Annotated in this window: 18 protein-coding genes; 7 read left to right on the top strand and 11 right to left on the bottom strand. The window is 36.2% G+C overall.

Features of this window, described 5'->3' with window-relative positions:
• Positions 1-59: 59 nt before the first annotated feature.
• The 4 genes from GGR42_RS08665 to GGR42_RS08650 all read right to left on the bottom strand — a co-directional run bounded on the left by GGR42_RS08665 (position 60) and on the right by GGR42_RS08650 (position 2,259).
• A complete protein-coding gene (locus GGR42_RS08665; RefSeq protein ID WP_167962897.1) occupies positions 60-422 on the bottom strand; it encodes a DUF1304 domain-containing protein in 363 nt (120 codons plus the stop codon).
• Between the two features lie 10 nt (positions 423-432).
• Positions 433-972: a 3-hydroxyanthranilate 3,4-dioxygenase gene (locus GGR42_RS08660; protein WP_167962895.1), complete on the bottom strand. Its 540-nt coding sequence runs from the start codon at positions 970-972 to the stop codon at positions 433-435.
• Positions 973-1,050: 78 nt separating this feature from the next.
• A complete protein-coding gene (locus tag GGR42_RS08655; RefSeq protein WP_167962893.1) occupies positions 1,051-1,533 on the bottom strand; it encodes a CAP domain-containing protein in 483 nt (160 codons plus the stop codon).
• 225 nt (positions 1,534-1,758) lie between these two features.
• Positions 1,759-2,259: a CvpA family protein gene (locus GGR42_RS08650; RefSeq protein WP_167962891.1), complete on the bottom strand. Its 501-nt coding sequence runs from the start codon at positions 2,257-2,259 to the stop codon at positions 1,759-1,761.
• Between the two features lie 68 nt (positions 2,260-2,327).
• On the opposite strand from GGR42_RS08650, the gene GGR42_RS08645 reads away from it, so the two are divergent.
• Genes GGR42_RS08645 through GGR42_RS08635 form a run of 3 tightly spaced genes read left to right on the top strand, consistent with a single transcriptional unit; the run spans position 2,328 to position 4,670 of the window.
• A complete protein-coding gene (locus GGR42_RS08645) occupies positions 2,328-2,684 on the top strand; it encodes a hypothetical protein (protein WP_167962889.1) in 357 nt (118 codons plus the stop codon).
• Position 2,685: 1 nt separating this feature from the next.
• Complete coding sequence (locus tag GGR42_RS08640; protein WP_167962887.1) at positions 2,686-3,006, top strand: antibiotic biosynthesis monooxygenase family protein; 321 nt, start codon at positions 2,686-2,688, stop codon at positions 3,004-3,006.
• Positions 3,003-4,670 (top strand): glycerol-3-phosphate dehydrogenase/oxidase, encoded by a 1,668-nt coding sequence (locus GGR42_RS08635; RefSeq protein WP_167962885.1) that lies wholly within the window; start codon positions 3,003-3,005, stop codon positions 4,668-4,670. The genes GGR42_RS08640 and GGR42_RS08635 overlap by 4 nt, the downstream gene beginning before the upstream one ends.
• On the opposite strand, the gene GGR42_RS08630 is transcribed toward GGR42_RS08635, so the two are convergent.
• The gene (locus GGR42_RS08630; RefSeq protein WP_167962883.1) at positions 4,667-5,668 is read right to left on the bottom strand and encodes an NAD(P)H-dependent glycerol-3-phosphate dehydrogenase; all 1,002 of its coding nucleotides are present in this window, start codon (positions 5,666-5,668) and stop codon (positions 4,667-4,669) included. The two genes, GGR42_RS08635 and GGR42_RS08630, sit on opposite strands and share 4 nt — an antisense overlap.
• 219 nt (positions 5,669-5,887) lie before the next feature.
• Positions 5,888-6,736, bottom strand: a complete 849-nt coding sequence (locus GGR42_RS08625; RefSeq protein ID WP_167962881.1) for a helix-turn-helix domain-containing protein — start codon at positions 6,734-6,736, stop codon at positions 5,888-5,890.
• Positions 6,737-6,899: 163 nt separating this feature from the next.
• Between GGR42_RS08625 and GGR42_RS08620 the strand changes: the two genes are divergently transcribed.
• The 4 genes from GGR42_RS08620 to GGR42_RS08605 all read left to right on the top strand — a co-directional run bounded on the left by GGR42_RS08620 (position 6,900) and on the right by GGR42_RS08605 (position 12,073).
• The gene (locus GGR42_RS08620; protein ID WP_167962879.1) at positions 6,900-7,865 is read left to right on the top strand and encodes a phytanoyl-CoA dioxygenase family protein; all 966 of its coding nucleotides are present in this window, start codon (positions 6,900-6,902) and stop codon (positions 7,863-7,865) included.
• A gap of 36 nt (positions 7,866-7,901) precedes the next feature.
• Positions 7,902-9,581, top strand: coding sequence for a sodium:solute symporter (locus GGR42_RS08615; RefSeq protein WP_167962877.1), 1,680 nt, complete (start codon positions 7,902-7,904; stop codon positions 9,579-9,581).
• A 22-nt stretch (positions 9,582-9,603) separates the two neighbouring features.
• A complete protein-coding gene (locus GGR42_RS08610) occupies positions 9,604-10,398 on the top strand; it encodes an SDR family NAD(P)-dependent oxidoreductase (protein ID WP_167962875.1) in 795 nt (264 codons plus the stop codon).
• A 76-nt stretch (positions 10,399-10,474) separates the two neighbouring features.
• On the top strand, positions 10,475-12,073 hold the full coding sequence (locus GGR42_RS08605; RefSeq protein WP_167962873.1) for a SulP family inorganic anion transporter: 1,599 nt from the start codon (positions 10,475-10,477) through the stop codon (positions 12,071-12,073).
• 15 nt (positions 12,074-12,088) lie between these two features.
• Here GGR42_RS08605 and GGR42_RS08600 read toward each other — a convergent pair whose 3' ends face one another.
• From GGR42_RS08600 to GGR42_RS08580, 5 genes are all read right to left on the bottom strand, one after another.
• Entirely contained in the window at positions 12,089-13,123 is a 1,035-nt protein-coding gene (locus GGR42_RS08600; RefSeq protein WP_167962871.1) for a ThuA domain-containing protein, read from the bottom strand.
• 150 nt (positions 13,124-13,273) lie between these two features.
• Positions 13,274-13,987 (bottom strand): DUF4386 domain-containing protein, encoded by a 714-nt coding sequence (locus tag GGR42_RS08595; protein WP_167962869.1) that lies wholly within the window; start codon positions 13,985-13,987, stop codon positions 13,274-13,276.
• A gap of 111 nt (positions 13,988-14,098) precedes the next feature.
• Complete coding sequence (locus tag GGR42_RS08590) at positions 14,099-15,187, bottom strand: glycoside hydrolase family 5 protein (protein ID WP_167962867.1); 1,089 nt, start codon at positions 15,185-15,187, stop codon at positions 14,099-14,101.
• A 78-nt stretch (positions 15,188-15,265) separates the two neighbouring features.
• A complete protein-coding gene (locus GGR42_RS08585; RefSeq protein ID WP_167962865.1) occupies positions 15,266-15,742 on the bottom strand; it encodes a c-type cytochrome in 477 nt (158 codons plus the stop codon).
• Between the two features lie 42 nt (positions 15,743-15,784).
• Complete coding sequence (locus GGR42_RS08580; protein ID WP_167962863.1) at positions 15,785-16,747, bottom strand: YheT family hydrolase; 963 nt, start codon at positions 16,745-16,747, stop codon at positions 15,785-15,787.
• Position 16,748 lies beyond the last annotated feature (1 nt).

Raw genomic sequence — 16,748 nt, 5'->3', positions numbered from 1 at the left:
TAATTATGACAAAATTACAAATTAATAGTGGTTTTATGCGGAGTGTTTATGGATTATGATTAAAGAACAAGTAACAACAAAATACCCAGCAAAGCAGGAAGTGCCTGTACAAAGAATATTTTTTTGTCAGCAGTTAAGGCTCCATATATTCCTGCAATTGCAACACATCCAAGAAAAAACAGGGAGATATTGGTTTTCCATAAGGCGTCATTTATAAAGAAAGACCAGATGAGACCTGCTGCCAAAAACCCATTATACAATCCTTGATTGGCAGCCAATGTTTTTGTTGGTTCAAATAGGTCAGCAGGAAAATTTCTAAATACTTTTTTGGCCCTTGTTGTCCATGCAAACATTTCCAACCAAAGAAAGTAAAGATGAAGAAGGGCTACAATTCCAATTAATATGTTGATTATAATATTCATCGTAACCTTATTATTCTTCTGATAAAAATCGCTTATCCATGGGCATCACTGTACCACAATCATTACAAGTGCGTAATTCTTTTGAATTGTAAAAATTCTTAAAGTGCCCCAAAAAGTCTTTTTCTATATCATTTAAAGGAAAATAAACCTCGTGCAATAAATTATTGCAGTTGTCACAGAACCAGAGCAACCCATCTTTTCCTTCCAAGTCAGTTCGTTTACGTTCTATGACCAAACCTATGGAGCCTTCATGTCGAACAGGTGAATGGGGAACTCCTGCTGGGTGCAGATACATATCTCCAGGTCCTAATTTCATTGTTTTTTTGGTGCGGTCTTCTTGAATGTGTACTTCTATGTTTCCTTCCAATTGGTAGAAAAGCTCCTCCGTTTCATTGTAATGGTAGTCTTTTCTGGCATTGGGTCCTGCAACAATCATTACGATATAGTCACCGGCATCTTTATAGAGGTTTTTATTTCCAACAGGGGGTTTTAGTGTATCCCTGTTTTCTTCAATCCACTTATTTAGATTAAAAGGAGTTTGTATGGGCATAATCTTTACTTTTTGACATTCTTGGTAAGAACCAAACAATCAAATTTAAGAAAAGAAAACGGCTTAAAGGATTCTTTTTTATCGGTAGAACAATTGTGTGAAATATAGTTTTCCTTCTGAATTCTTCTTTACACTAACGGCGGTATGGGTAAAATCTCCTTCCATTGTTTTGCGGTGGTCAGCGCTATTTAACCAACTTTCAAAAGCTTCCAATGCAGAAGAATAATCCTTGGCAACATTTTCAGCCACCAATTTAGCATTTACTTCCGCTATAATTTTAGAAGCTCTAGAATCAAAATTATTATGATTAATAGCACCAACAGAAATCATATAATCCGTGTGCAAATTGGCATATTCGTAAGCCACCTCACTAAAGTCCAAGGAATTTTGACCTAGCGTGTTTCTATGGTCATTTACAATGGTCAATAATTCTGATTCTGCTGCCGTAACATTTACTGCTTCAACGCTTATCGTATTTGCATCATCCAAAGGCTCTTTTGTACAAGAGCATAAAATAATTACAAATAAAACAAGGATAGCATAGTGCAATCTCATTTTCATATAATGTTCTATTTGTAAGTAGGAAAGTCAATACTGAGTTGGGGAACTCAAAAGGTATATAGGTGTATACCTGTCCGTTACAACAAATATTAAAAAAAAATTGAGCCGCTCGACATAGCCATCTTTTTTTTCGACAATGTGCACATATTAGACTATAATATGCAAAAAAAGACGATAAACGGTATTTGTTTTATAATGAGATATTCCAGAATTAGAGATTAGAAATCAACCCTCTTCATCCTCTTTGTTTTTTAATACTTTACTAAAAACAAAAGCTCCAATTTCTTTTACTGGTTCGTATAGAATAGATTCTTTTTTTGTGTCTTCTGAAACTATGGATAGTGTGTTGTTTAATCGGTCAAAAAAGATGAGAACGGCGCCAAGGATAACGGCGACTTTGAGAGCGCCAAATAATGCTCCGGCAATTTTGTTGATAGCTCCTAACAAAACAATATTGGCAACTTTGGTAAGCAATTTTCCAGCAAAATGCACAGCAATTACAATGATGATAAAAGTAATAATGAATGCAGTTGTATTAATGTAACGCTCATTCCATTGCATGTTTCTGGAAAGGTAATCTCCGGCAATATACGAGAAATGGATAGCCCCATAAATACCGGCAATAAGGGCAAGTATGGCGGCAACCTCAATCAAAAGCCCATTTTTAAAACCTTTGTATAGCCCCCAAATAAGAACCACACCTAAAATGATATCCATTATGTTCATGCCAAATTCTTTTGGGCAAATATAGAACTTTGATTTGTACCTTTGAAAAGGATTCAAAAAGTATAAAAGTGGCGAGAGATATACAGTTAAAAGAAAGATGGGAAGAGCTTGTTGAGAAGCTGTCGGGTCAGTTTTCCGATGGCGACATATTGGAGTTGGATGCCATTATCTATCTTGTGGGCGTTCAAGAATTGGGACAGTACCACAAGAAATACAAGAAGGATGAAAAATTAAACTTAATGCACATTGCCATATGTAGATTATTGGAACCCTATGGCTATTATGAGTTTGATTTTTTCGATGATGAAAAATGGCCACATTATAAGGTAAGGCAAGAATTACCTGCTTTAAAGGCAGGGGAACAAAGTGTATTGATGAAAGAGGCCTTGGTCAATTATTTTATTGAAAAAGAATATATAGATTGATATGGGCAATACTAAATCTTATTATGCTGTAATTTTCACCAATACAAGAACAAATTTGGATGATGGGTATGCAGAAATGGCGCAACAAATGGAAGATTTGGCAAGATTACAGCCTGGTTTTATTGATTTTGAAAGCGCTCGCGATGAAATTGGAATAAGTATAAGTTATTGGGAAACCTTGGATGATATTGCCAAATGGAAAGCCAACGTGAGTCATAAATTTGCACAGGATAGAGGCAAAAAGGATTGGTACACATGGTACAAAACAAGGATCTGTCTGGTAGAACGGGAATATGAGTTCGTTAAATCTGAAGCTGAATGAAAGAAAATATTAGGTTTTCAAACTTAGATAGGGAGAAAAATATTCAGAAACTCTCAAGGGATGTTTATGACCTTGTTGTTATTGGCGGTGGAATTACTGGAGGTGGAATTGCTTTGGATGCAGCCTCAAGGGGTTTAAAAGTTGCTTTGGTAGAAAAGGGCGATTTTGCATCTGGAACTAGTAGTAAATCTACCAAACTTATCCATGGAGGATTACGTTATTTAAAACAGTTCGATTTTTGGCTTGTAAAGGAAGTAGGTTCTGAGCGGGCTATTGTACATAAATTGGCACCCCATTTGGTCTTGCCCGAAAAAATGTTACTACCATTAATAGAACATGGTTCATATGGAAAGTGGTTGACATCCATAGGTCTTAAGGTGTATGATATTTTGGCCCAGGTAGAAGGTGATGACCAAAGAAAAATGCTTGAAAAAAAAGAAGCCCTTAAATTAGAACCCTTGCTGCCAAAGAAGATATTAAAGGGTGCTGGGTATTATGCAGAATACAGAACAGATGATGCAAGATTGACCATTGAGAACATAAAAACAAGCCTTAAATATGGTGTTGTTGCTTTAAATTATATACAAGTCAATGATTTTATTTATAAAGACGAAATTGTAGCAGGTGTTAAAGCAATTGATGTTGTTTCTGGTCTAGAACTCAATATCAACTCCAAGTATGTTATCAATGCAGCAGGTCCTTGGGTAGATGAGTTGCGAACAGTAAATAAATCTAACCAAGGAAAGAGATTGCATTTAACAAAAGGGGTGCATTTGGTTTTTCCACATAAAAAATTACCGGTAAAGCAATCTGTTTATTTTGATATCCCAGACGGGCGTATGATGTTTGCCATACCAAGAGGGAATGTGACATACATTGGAACTACTGATACAAATTATGCACAGAATAAAAATAAGATTACAGTAGATATGGCCGATGCTATATACCTGATATCTGCGGTAAACAATATGTTTCCTGAAATTAATCTTGAGATGAGCGATATTATTTCTTCTTGGGCAGGGTTACGGCCTTTGATTCACGAAGAAGGAAAATCTGCATCTGAACTTTCTAGAAAGGACGAGATATTTGTTTCCGATACGGGACTGATTAGTATTGCAGGAGGAAAACTTACAGGTTATAGAAAAATGGCAGAACGTACTGTTGACCTAATTTCCAAAAGAATTAAGGAAGATTATGAAATGGAACTAAAACCTTGCACTACGGACAAAATCCCATTGTGTGGAAACGATTTTAAAAAATACAAACACGTAAAAAAATACATTACCGAAATATTTGAAAGAATAAAAGAGTACGGTTTTACAGAATATGACGCATGGTTCTTGGTCACTACATATGGAAAGCAAACGGAAACAGTTTTGGAATTCTTTAACTCAATTAAGGAAAAGGACATATATATTAAAATGGCAAAGGCCGAGCTTCATTTTGGTATAGATTATGAATTGGTTTTAACTCCAATGGACTTTTTCGTAAGAAGAACTGGTAGGCTTTATTTTGATATAGAAAATATTAAAAAATTAATCGACCCCGTTCTGGAAGAGTTTAAAATAATATTTAAACTGGAAGACTCTACAATAGGTGTGTATAAAAAGGAATTGGAAGAAACAATTGAGGAGCACTCCAATTTTTCTATAAGACGAACTTAATTTAGTTGATCCGTAAGTTGTATAAATATTTTTTTTGGAGATTTGTTCTCGTATAGTATTTTATATACCGCATCAATTATAGGTGTTTTGGATTTCTTTTTATGTTTTTGGTTTAAAAGATGTGCACTTTTAGTTGCATAGTACCCTTCAGCTACCATACTCATTTCCATCATGGCGCTTTTCACGGTATAACCTTTACCTATCATGTTTCCAAACATTCTATTCCTACTAAAAGTTGAGTAGCCCGTTACCAAAAGGTCGCCTAAATAAGCAGAGTTGTTAATATTTCGCTTCATTTTATGCACGCGTCCGATAAACCGTTTCATTTCTCTTATGGCATTGCTCATAAGCACACTTTGAAAATTATCCCCATAACCTAATCCATGGGCTATGCCAGCTGCAATGGCATAAATATTTTTGAGCATTGCAGCATATTCCGTACCAACAATATCATCAGATATTTTGGTCTTTATATAATCACCTCTTAAATTTTTAGCAACCAATTCGGCCTTTGTTTTGTCTGTGCAAGCAATGGTTAGATAAGACAAGCGTTCAAGGGCAACTTCTTCTGCGTGACAAGGACCTGTTATAACGCCAATGTTTTCAAAGGGAATGTCATATACTTCATTGAAATGCTCGCCAACAATTAGTCCCGTTTCTGGAACGATACCTTTAATTGCAGAAAAAATGATTTTATCTTTAAGGGAAACAGATAATTTTTTTAATTCGGTTTCCAAAAATGCAGAAGGAATTGCAAAAATCAATATATCTGCATGTTTTACGGCAGTATTAATGTCGCTTGTTAAATTTAGTTGATCTGTACTAAATTCTACAGAGCTTAAATAGTTGGGGTTATGTTTTTCAATTTTTATGTGGTTCAAAGCATCTTCATTGCGCATATACCATGTTACCTGTCTTAAATTTTCAGTAAGTATTTTAACCAAAGCGGTTGCCCAACTACCACCACCTAAGACCGCAAACTCCAATTGTTTATTCATTGATAAAAGTTATCCATACCAAAAGTAATTAAAAAAAGGGCTATTATTAAGAATGGAGGGATATATTGAAATATATAGATTGTAATTATTTTCTTACTATATTTGAAATATTTTAATAAATGAAAGTTAGGAATATATGTTTTATACGACTAACGGGTATTGGTTGGTTATTTAGTTGAAAACCGTCGCGAAATTTTATATTCGAGGCGGTTTTTTTATTTAACTATTTAAAATCTTTTTCTTGAATTTGGAAGGATTTTCACCAACTACCTTCTTAAAGGTCCTATTAAAATAAGAAAGACCTTCGAAACCACATTCATAACAGGTTTCGCTTACATTTTTACCCATTAACAATAATCGTTTTGCCTGACCTATTCTATATTGATTCAAAAACTCGATAAAGGTACTTCCAGTTGCTTTTTTAAAGTACCTACAAAATGCCGATTTTCCTAAATTGCAAAGAGCCGCCACTTCATCAACCTCAATTTTTCTTTGGTAATGTTCATCAATAAAACCATAAACTTTCCGCAATCGTTCTTGCTCTTTTTTGTTGTATTTGTTTACCACTGGATTATCGTGGAGCAAAAAAAACTCATCACTAGTTGATAGAATTTCAAAAATATTAAGTATTTCTAAAAATTGTTGAAATGGTGTTAAAGCGTGAAGTTTTTTTAATCGTTCCCCTACAATTGCTTTAGTGAGACCTGTAAAGGCAATGCCATGTTGTGATCTTTCAAATAGCTGGAATATTTCTGACAGTTCAGAAATCTCATTAAATACATTGTTTTTAAACGTTGGGTTAATATGTAATACTTCTTTTTTATAATCTGTTTGTATACCATAGTCAAAATTAAGGTGTGGGATATTGGATCCTATAAGAACTAGGTCGCTTTCTTTATACTGGGCTATGTGGCTGCCTACATGGCGAGTACCGTTTGCCCCTTCTATATATACTAGTTCATACTCTGGATGTATATGCCAAAAAAACAAATGGTTGAGCCTTGGGTTGTGCAATAGCCTGAATGAACTTTTACTATCTGGACTTATGTTTTCTAACTGGATTCTCACCTTAAATTTTAACTAAATTACCATAATATAGAATTATAGTACAAAAAAAATCAAAATAATGCAAATAATGGTCAATATCAAGGGTAAGGATAAGTAGTATGAAATTTACTTTTACATTATCATAAATAGTATGAACCCTAGAAATAGGATTAACTTGGAAAGCATGAAAACTAAATTAGAAATGGCAAATAAGGGCCATGAAGATATTCCGGGGAACCCATCAACTGCTACGAGCAGTAAAATAAGTTTGAACGAACGTGCCAATGGAAAACCCTTGCGAGTTTTAAGTGAAACAGATTGGGAATTTTGGAAACAAAATGGATATATAGTAGTGAAAAATGCGGTCCCAAAAGAACAGGTCCAAGCTACTGCTGATTTTTTATGGGAATTTGAGGAAAAGGACCCTAATGATATTGAAACCTGGTACGCTCCTCCACGTGCAGAAATGCAAATGAAAGAATTAGCAGGCACTGGAATGGTGGAGGTTTATAACCATCAACATTTATGGAACAATCGGCAAATGCAAAAAGTGTATGATGCTTTTGTAGATGTATGGGGAACAGAAAAGCTATGGGTGACCATAGATAGGGCCAACTTAAATTTTCCTATGCGTCCAGGGCATGAATATAAGGGATTCATCCATTGGGATTATGATCCAGAGACAAGGCCTCAAAATGTACAGGGCGTTTTGGCATTAGCGGACCAAACAGATGAAAATATGGGTGGTTTTCAATGTATTCCCTGGTTATATAGAAATTATGATTCATGGAAATTAACACAACCCGAGGATAGAGATCATTTTAAGCCAGATGTATCCGATTTACAGGACAAAATTGTAAAAGTGAAAATGGAGGCAGGAGATTTGTTGATTTTTAATAGTACGGAACCTCATGGAATTCGACCAAACAAATCTCAGGATAAAGTTCGTATGGCACAATATATTTCCATGATGCCGGCAGAAGAAGACAACAAAGAATTAAGGGAGTGGCGGGTAAATTCATGGAAAAATCGCATCGCTCCAGAAGGTTATGCTTTTCCAGGAGATCCTAGGAATTGGGAACAGACCAAATATGATACTGCTGAATTATCGGAATTGGGCCAAAAACTACTTGGTTCAAAAACTTGGTAAGTATAATTTAAGATTTTAATAACCAGATCACTAACTATGTTAACAAGCCTCGGCATTTGGGATATCGCCATTATTGTTTTTTATTTTGTAATAATTCTCTGGATTGCCCAATGGGCTTCTAGAAGTAAATCGGAATCTCAGGGGGCAGTGGATTATTTCCTAGCAGGAAAGAACCAAGGTTGGTTGGTTGTTGGCGCGTCTTTATTTGCTTCCAATATAGGCTCGGAGATTATTTTGGGTGTTTCTGGTGCAGGAGCAAGGGCAAATATGCCCATGGCCAATTTTGAAATTATTGCAGCACTGGTCTTAATTCTCTTAGGGTGGGTATTTGTCCCTTTTTATTTAAGGACAGGGGTATATACCATGCCAGAATTTCTGGAAAAACGTTATTCAAAAGCCTGTAGGAGTTATCTATCGGTAATTTCAATTTTGGCATATGTTATCACAAAAATTTCTCTTATTATTTTTGCCGGAGCCTTGGTTTTCGAAACTATCGGGGTGCCATTTTGGACGGGAGCCATAATTACTGTTATTGCCACTGGATTTTATACCGTATTGGGTGGGCTAAAAGCGGTCATATATACGGATATGGTTCAAGCTGTTATACTTTTAATAGGAACGATTGCCGTTACGTGGTTTGGGCTTCACCATTTAGGTGGGTGGAATGAAATGATACAGGTTATTTCCCAAGCCTCGGAATTACCAGAAAACCCTCCTGTTGAACGGTTTTTTAATCTTTGGAGACCTATGTTGGACACAGAATATCCATGGACCGGAATGCTATTTGGAGCACCTATCCTAGGTATTTGGTATTGGTGTACGGATCAATACATAGTGCAACGAACTTTATCGGCTAAAGATGTAAGTAATGCCAGAAAAGGCGCTCTTTTTGCTGGGTATTTAAAATTATTACCTGTTTTTATATTTTTTATTCCTGGCGTTATTGCATATGCTTTATTGCAAAAGGGAGAAATAAGTTTTTCTATGGAGAATGCCGATCAGGCTTTACCTGCCATGATCAATGGTTTTCTTCCCATGGGATTAAAAGGTCTTGCCATTGCAGGATTGTTAGCTGCTCTAATGAGTTCTTTGTCTTCAGCTTTTAATTCTAGTTCCACATTATTGACCATAGATTTTTATCAAAAATACAGGCCCAATGCATCTCAAAAGGACTTGGTCCGTTTTGGCCAGCTGGCCACCATTGTCTTGGTAATAGTAAGTTTGGGGTGGATACCTTTTATGAAATCACTTATGGGAGGAGGTATTTTTCATTACCTACAAAGTGTGCAAGCTTATATTTCTCCACCAATAGCTGCGGTTTTTCTTTTTGGGCTTCTTTATAAATGGATTAATGCACGGGGAGCCATTGTGGCATTATGGACAGGTTTTGGGATTGGTATTTTTAGATTGGTAACGGAGTTTCTTAAAAATGAAGGAACCATAGTTGTACAAAATGATTCTATACTAGGAATGTTTTTAGGAATTAATTTTTTACATTTTGCCTTGTTCTTGTTTATATTTTGTGCAGTGGTATTGATGCTGGTCAGTAAAATGAGTCAGCCGCAACCGGATGATGTTTTAGAAATGGTCACTTTTCAAAGAAAGTCAAAAAGAACAGGCCTTAAGTGGTCAACAGATATAATATTGACTATTATTTTAATTGTTCTAGTGCTTATCCTATGGTGGATTTTTAGTCCATGGGGCATGGCAGGGTAAAAATAGATTTAATATATAATTAATGGATTTAAAATTAGAACATAAAACAGCATTTATATCGGGTTCTACTTCGGGAATAGGTTTTGCCACAGCAAAGTCATTGTTGAAAGAACGAGCAAATGTTATCATTAATGGAAGAACTCAAAAAGGAGTTGATGTTGCCATGGAGAAATTAAAATCGGATTTTCCCAATGCTACTATCTTAGGTTTGCCCGCTGATTTTGGTAATCCTAAAGATGTCCAATCGTTGTTAAAACAATTGCCCAAAGTTGATATTCTTATCAATAATGTTGGAATTTATAAGTCGGAATCTTTTTTTGAAACTTCAGATAAAGATTGGTATAATCAGTTTGAAATCAATGTTATGAGTGGTGTAAGGCTTTCCAAACATTGTTTGCCAAAAATGCTGGATGCAAAATGGGGGCGTATCTTATTCATTTCCAGCGAGTGTGCCACTTTGGTTCCAGCAGATATGATTTCTTATAGCATGACAAAAGCGGCTATGTTATCTATTTCACGAGGGTTGGCACAATTGACCAAAGGCACCAATGTCACGGTAAATACTATTCTTCCTGGCTCTACACTTTCAGAAGGGGCGGAGCAATTTTTAGAGGAAGTTGCCGTGAATGAGGACAAGACCAAAAAGGAAGTAGAGAAAGATTTTTTTACCAATGTCCGTACATCCTCTTTAATACAAAGATTTGCCGAAGTTGAAGAAGTGGCAAATACTATAACCTATTTGGCAAGTCCCTTATCATCTGCTACAAATGGCGCGACAATTAAAGTGGACGGAGGAAGTACAGGTGGAATCCTATAAAATTGTTATTTTCTTCTAATAACGGGGCGAAAAAGGCCAAATAGCCCTATTTTTGCGGCTTCTAAGGAGAAAACCAATGAAAAAGTATTTAAATCTCTTCGATTTTTCCCAAAAAGTAAATTATAAAACAGAAATCTTATCTGGATTGACCGTTGCTCTGGCTTTAGTTCCTGAGGCTATTGCTTTTGCATTAATTCCTGGATTCTCACCTTTGACAGGATTATATGCGGCCTTTATTTTGGCATTGGTCACTTCTATTTTGGGAGGTAGACCTGGCATGATTTCCGGTGCAACAGGTGCTGTAGCTGTAATTTTTGTGGGATTGATTTTGGAATTAAAACGAAACTTTCCAGGCATAGAGCCAGAAAGTATACTCCACTATGTATTTGCAACAGTAATTTTAGCGGGAGTATTACAAATAGCCGCAGGATTTTTAAAATTAGGAAAGTTTATACGTTTAGTGCCTCACCCTGTAATGTTTGGATTTGTGAACGGTTTGGCAATTATCATTTTTATGGCGCAGTTTCCTAACTTTTATCAAAAAGGAACTGAAAACCTATTGGCAGGAATGGATTTTGGAATTATGCTTGGGTTAACCCTTTTGACCATGCTAATAATTTGGGGACTACCTAAGCTTACCAAAGCGGTTCCATCTTCGTTGGTGGCTATTTTAGTGGTTTCTGCAATTGTAATTGGTTTTGGAATAGATACGCTTACCGTTGCTGATACAATGAATGAGGGCGAAAGCATAAAAGGTGGGTTTCCACCTTTGTCCATACCGAATATTCCTTTGACATTGGCATCTTTTAAAATAGTATTGCCTTATGCGGCAATTGTTGCAGGTGTTGGACTTATAGAAAGTTTACTTACTTTAAATATAATTGATGAAATTACTGAAACCCGTGGCAGTGGTAACCGTGAGTGTATTGCACAAGGAACAGCAAATATTCTTTCTGGGTTTTTATCGGGTATGGGTGGTTGTGCTATGATTGGTCAGAGTTTAATTAATACTTCTTCAGGCGCCAGAGCCCGTCTATCTGGTATTACTGCGGCCATTATGTTATTGGTGTTTATCATGTTTGGTTCTGGTTTAATAGAGCAATTGCCTATGGCGGCATTGGTGGGGTTAATGTTTATGGTGGCTATTGGAACGTTTGAGTGGGCCAGCTTTAGAACTTTTAAAAAAATGCCCACATCAGATGTTATAGTGATGATATTGGTAACCTTGATTACTGCTATTACACATAATTTAGCAGTTGCAGTATTATTGGGAGTTATAATTTCTGCCTTGGCATATTCTTGGGAGAATGCAAAACGTATCCGTGCTAGAAAAAGTTTTGATAAAAATGGAGCAAAACATTATGAAATATACGGGCCATTATTTTTTGGTTCTGTAACAGCATTCAATGAAAAGTTTGATGTTCAGAATGATCCGGACGAGGTTTTTATAGATTTTAAAGAAAGTCGAGTTGCGGACATGTCAGCAATCGAGGCTTTGAACAAAATAACTGAGCGCTATCAAAAAATAGGTAAAAAAGTACACCTACAGCATTTGAGCAAGGACTGTATTAAGTTGCTAAAAAATGCTGAACAAATAATAGAGGTAAACGTGTTGGAAGATCCTACCTATAAAGTGGCTGCCGACCAGATTAGGGAAGGGTATAAGATTTTATAACCTAAGAACAACCATTTACTCCACCCACTTTCTTGATACCGTTTCCTCAGATGATGGAAAATCTTCTGGAATTTTTTGGGTAACATTACCAGTGGCAGCCCATTCCGCGCCTCTCTGTAACATGGTGATAAATCCCGAACATTCCATGGAATAATCAAAATGACCCTGTGTAGTATGGTATACACGACCTTGACCATAATTAATTGCCATCATTGAGGGAACATGTTGCCCCATGCCTTTCACATCAGGATTCCAAGGTGGAGCATTGCCTTCTACATCCGAATAAGCAGTAGCTAAAACAGTTGCGTTTTCAAAAGGTCCTCTCATACGTTCGTACATTTCATCTTGGGCATGCATCCATTCTGAGGGCAATCCTTTCATAATAGGATGCTCCGGTGCGCGTGTGGTAACAATAAAGGGATACTCCGCTCCGTGCGACCCACTAGGTCCTTCTGAATAGTCTTTTTCCAGTTCGCCGGCATCAGTGTAATACACATAAGGTCCCGTAATACTATCACGGCCACCCCATGCACCAATTCCAATCATTTTATTGAATTCGTCCCAATCTCCCCAGGCATTGTCCGCGGCATGCACAACAACAAAGCCACCACCTTCACTCATATACTTTTCAAAATTCTTTTCGGTTTCTTCTGGCCAACGTGGTGTGCCTGCACCTAGATTGGAAATTACTACATCATATTTACTAAAATCAATTGAGAAACGAGATGTTTTTATTGGTTTATGAGAAATGCCATAAGCAGTGGAATCCAAGGGGTAAGTTTCGATAAAATAGGTATATGCTTCTGGTCTACTTTGGTTGTATTTGGTACCAAGCCATACAGAATCCATACGGTGTATGTCCACATCAAAAAGGTTGCTCTCTTCCAGATAATCCTGCATCATCATTGTAGTTTTAGGCCATACATAATGGTTGTTCTGACCATCAATAATTAATGCTTTGAGTTTGCTTGGCTCTTCTTTTTCTTTAGGAGTTTCACCGCATGCGGTCACAAATAGTACTACTAAAATAATCCAGCTTAGTTTTTTCATTTCCATTTATTTAAGAGTGGTTGTGTCTGGCATATGAAGATAAGAATAAAATTAATGAGGAGCTCACAAAGCGTAGCTTAAGAAAAATATACTTTTCAAATCTAAGTCGCAACTGGATTGAACTTTTCAACTTTTGATGATTCAACCCAGCTATTTAGCATATGTGTATCTCAATAATTTTATTCCTTTGAAGGTAAGCCAAAGAGCTAGAACCAATTCTCCAACAAAACAAGGGAATAAAACAAAAGGGAATAATTTTTCGGCAAACTCAGGGTATAGGAAAAGTGAAAAACTATTGGTTAAGTAACATACTCCTGCCATGAGCATTAATATACCTATAAGCTTTGGAAGATATTTAGATTTGAGAATAAGCAATCCTATAACCAAATCATAACATGCAAAAAACACAAGAGTAATACCAAAACCGGTTGTAAAAGCATTTAGGGATAAATAAGCCAGTAAGGAGGATTGGTTTTGATTAAATCCATTTACTCCAGAAGTGATTTTCAAAACATCCAAGGGTGTATAATGGTTTATTATATTAACAATTTCCACAGTATTGCCCGTTAGAAAAAACAAAAGGAGAAGTGCCGCCAAGAACTTATCAGCTCTTTTAAATATATTATAAAAAATTAGAGCAATAGGAATATTACAGATTAAATAGAGTAGAGATATTGCAAACCCCCATCGATAAAGACTTTCATTGGCCAAGATATTTGTTGCGGTTGCAATGGGGTCACCATAGACCATTAGTTTTTGACGGACAAATACTTCGGCAAAGAAACCCCCGGCAAAAACAAAACAATATAGAAGTCCTGCTATTCTTGCTTTTTTATAAATCAATATTTCGTTCTCTTCTTCCATATTTGTTCTATTGTTATGAATTTAAGACGACTCATCAATAAGTTTGTTACTTATGGGATATAAGCGAATAGGAATCATTTTGAAAATAAATACAGGAGTCAAAAGACACCCTTATAGAACACTTTTAAATAGATCTATCAATTCTTTATTGGATGCTTCTGGGGCTGGCAAATGCTTAGCACCATAATAAAGCCCATAGGAGTCTTCATGATATGCATGATACGTGTAGCTGAGGTTGTTTTTATGGGCAATTGTCAACATATCTCTTACCCACTCAAGCCCCCCTTTTCCATTTTTAAAAGAAGGAATACAAGAGCCAAATTCTCCCATATATAATGGAACCTCGTGTGTGCTTCCCCATTTCACAAAGCGTTCTATTACTGCCTTAAGATAGGATTTATCTCTTTTATAAGCAGTTTGTTGGGTAATGTTGGCGCCATTTAATTCATTAATGTATTGTGTTATAGTTAAGTCGGGATAAGAACCTTTATCACCAAGGCCTGCCCATTCCAATAATTGATGTGTATAGCCATAGGGCTGAAATGTATGAAACTCGTAGACCAAATTATCACCCTTCAGTAAAGGAAAGTTTAGATTAATATCCTCTTCTGGATTTCCTTTTATTTCTCTACATCTTTCAACAAAAACAATGTGATTTTTATCAATTTTCCGTATTTCATCAACTAAATGTTGGGCAAAACTTTGCCATTGTGCAATGGAATCTGTCGGCACGGGTTCATTTAACAAGCCAAAACCGGCAATTTGAGACTTGTTTTTATACTTTTTCGCCACTTTCTTCCAAAAAGAAGTGATTTTCTGTTGAAAAACGGCATCTTTCCAAAGGGCATCACCATCACCCATGGATTGAAACCCACCGGGAACAATATGTAGGTTTAGAATAAGATAAATGTCGTATTTTTTTGCCCAAGCTATGTTTTGGTCAAGCCATTTCCAACCTTCACCTTCAACCTTGTTATTAAATGGAGAGACATCTTCCTGTAACGTTCCCAAATTTATATAGAAGCGAACGGCATTCATCCCCATATCCTTTATCCGTTCATAATCAATTTCAGAATGGTGATTTAGGGGGACATTTTCCGTTTCCCAAACCTGGTTGCCCATACCGACACCTCTTAAAAAAACCTGTTCGTTGTTTTCATTAAGAATTTTTGTTCCAGAGGTGTGTAAAAAATCGGCCATGGTGTGTAGAAATAAAAAGTGCTTTCACTTTTTAATTAGAAAATGAAAGCACTAGTATGAGATAACTTCTATGTAAAATTATAATGTCCTTAAATATTCAGCTATAGACCTAGCCTCGTCTTCACCAAGGTTTTGGTTTAACATTATGGCATTATTGTATTCTTTTAATAACGCTTTGGCAATGGGGTCTTCCTTTATCATGCCGTCGGGGTTCATAATCATGTTCATTACCCATTCAGGACTTCTACGATCATATACTCCCGCAAGTGCAGGCCCTATCATCCTTTGGTCGGCCATGTGACATGCGGTACATATAGCTTTAAACTTCTCTTCTCCTTTAGCCGCCATTTCGGTATTTATTACCTCTCCAAAAGCAATTGCTTTTATTGGACCGACACCCTTATTGTTCAAATCAACGGGCACACCTTCTGCTTCTACTGCTTTAGGTTCTTCTTTGGTACGAGTTACTTCAAACCCTTCTTTTTTTTCTTCTTTTTTCTCTCCACAGCTAACAATAAGTGTGGCAAGCGCAAATACAGCAAATATTTTTTTCATGTAACGATTATTTAAGTCCACTAAGATAAGAAATACACAAGTTTAAATTGACTCTTGCAAAAATTTTATAACCCTTTTTTCTGTATATGTTATATTTTGCGGGCCATAAAAACCAACGTGCCCACCATATTTGGGAATTTCTAAAAATATGTTGTGATTACTTTCCGCTTCTTTGTGAGGATAACATTCTGGCCCTAAAAAACTGTCATTTTTTGCATTGATTATCAATGTGGGAATTTTTATTTTGGGCAAAAACTGTAAAGAACTGCATTTTTCATAGTAATCCATGGCATCTATAAATCCATGTGCCCTGCTGGTATAGATGTCATCAAAATCTTTTAGGGTTTTTATAGATGCTATATCGGCATCTGATATGTTATCTGGAAATTGCTGTTGCTTTATCCTTAGTTTTTTAATCAAATGTTTTTTGAATCGATTTGAATAGGGTATGTTTTGAAATGACATTAATTGCTTAAGGGAACTATAAAGAGAGCAGGGAACAGAAATGGCCAAGCCAGCTTTAACTTCTTTTGGAATATCATCTCTTTCTCCTAAATACTTTAAAAGAAGATTTCCACCGAGACTAAATCCTTTTATGTAAATCTCTGTATATACTTTAGTTTTTAAAATATGTTGGATTACAGCATCTAAATCATCTGTAGCTCCTGAATGGTAAGAACAAAAAAGAGCATTGGATTCTCCACTACATGCCCTATAATTAACGGCACAGGCATCATACCCTGCCAAATTAAACTGCTTTGCACTGCCCGTTATGTATGGCCTTTGTGCATCTCCCTCCAAACCATGTAAAAGGATGACCACTTTTGCACTTTCCTTTTCAGAGAAACTCCAGTCCAAATCCAAAAAATCACCATCTACAAGGTATATTCGTTCTCTTTTTTGCTCGACCCCATTTACTTTTCTAAAAAGACCGGAGTATATGGTGGATAAATGCCCACTTTTATAGAATAGGGGAGGGTTGTAAATGGATGCGAGAAGTGGCATT

Source organism: Saonia flava, assembly GCF_011927795.1.
GTDB lineage: Bacteria > Bacteroidota > Bacteroidia > Flavobacteriales > Flavobacteriaceae > Saonia > Saonia flava.
This window is presented reverse-complemented; position numbering and strand designations above follow the sequence as displayed.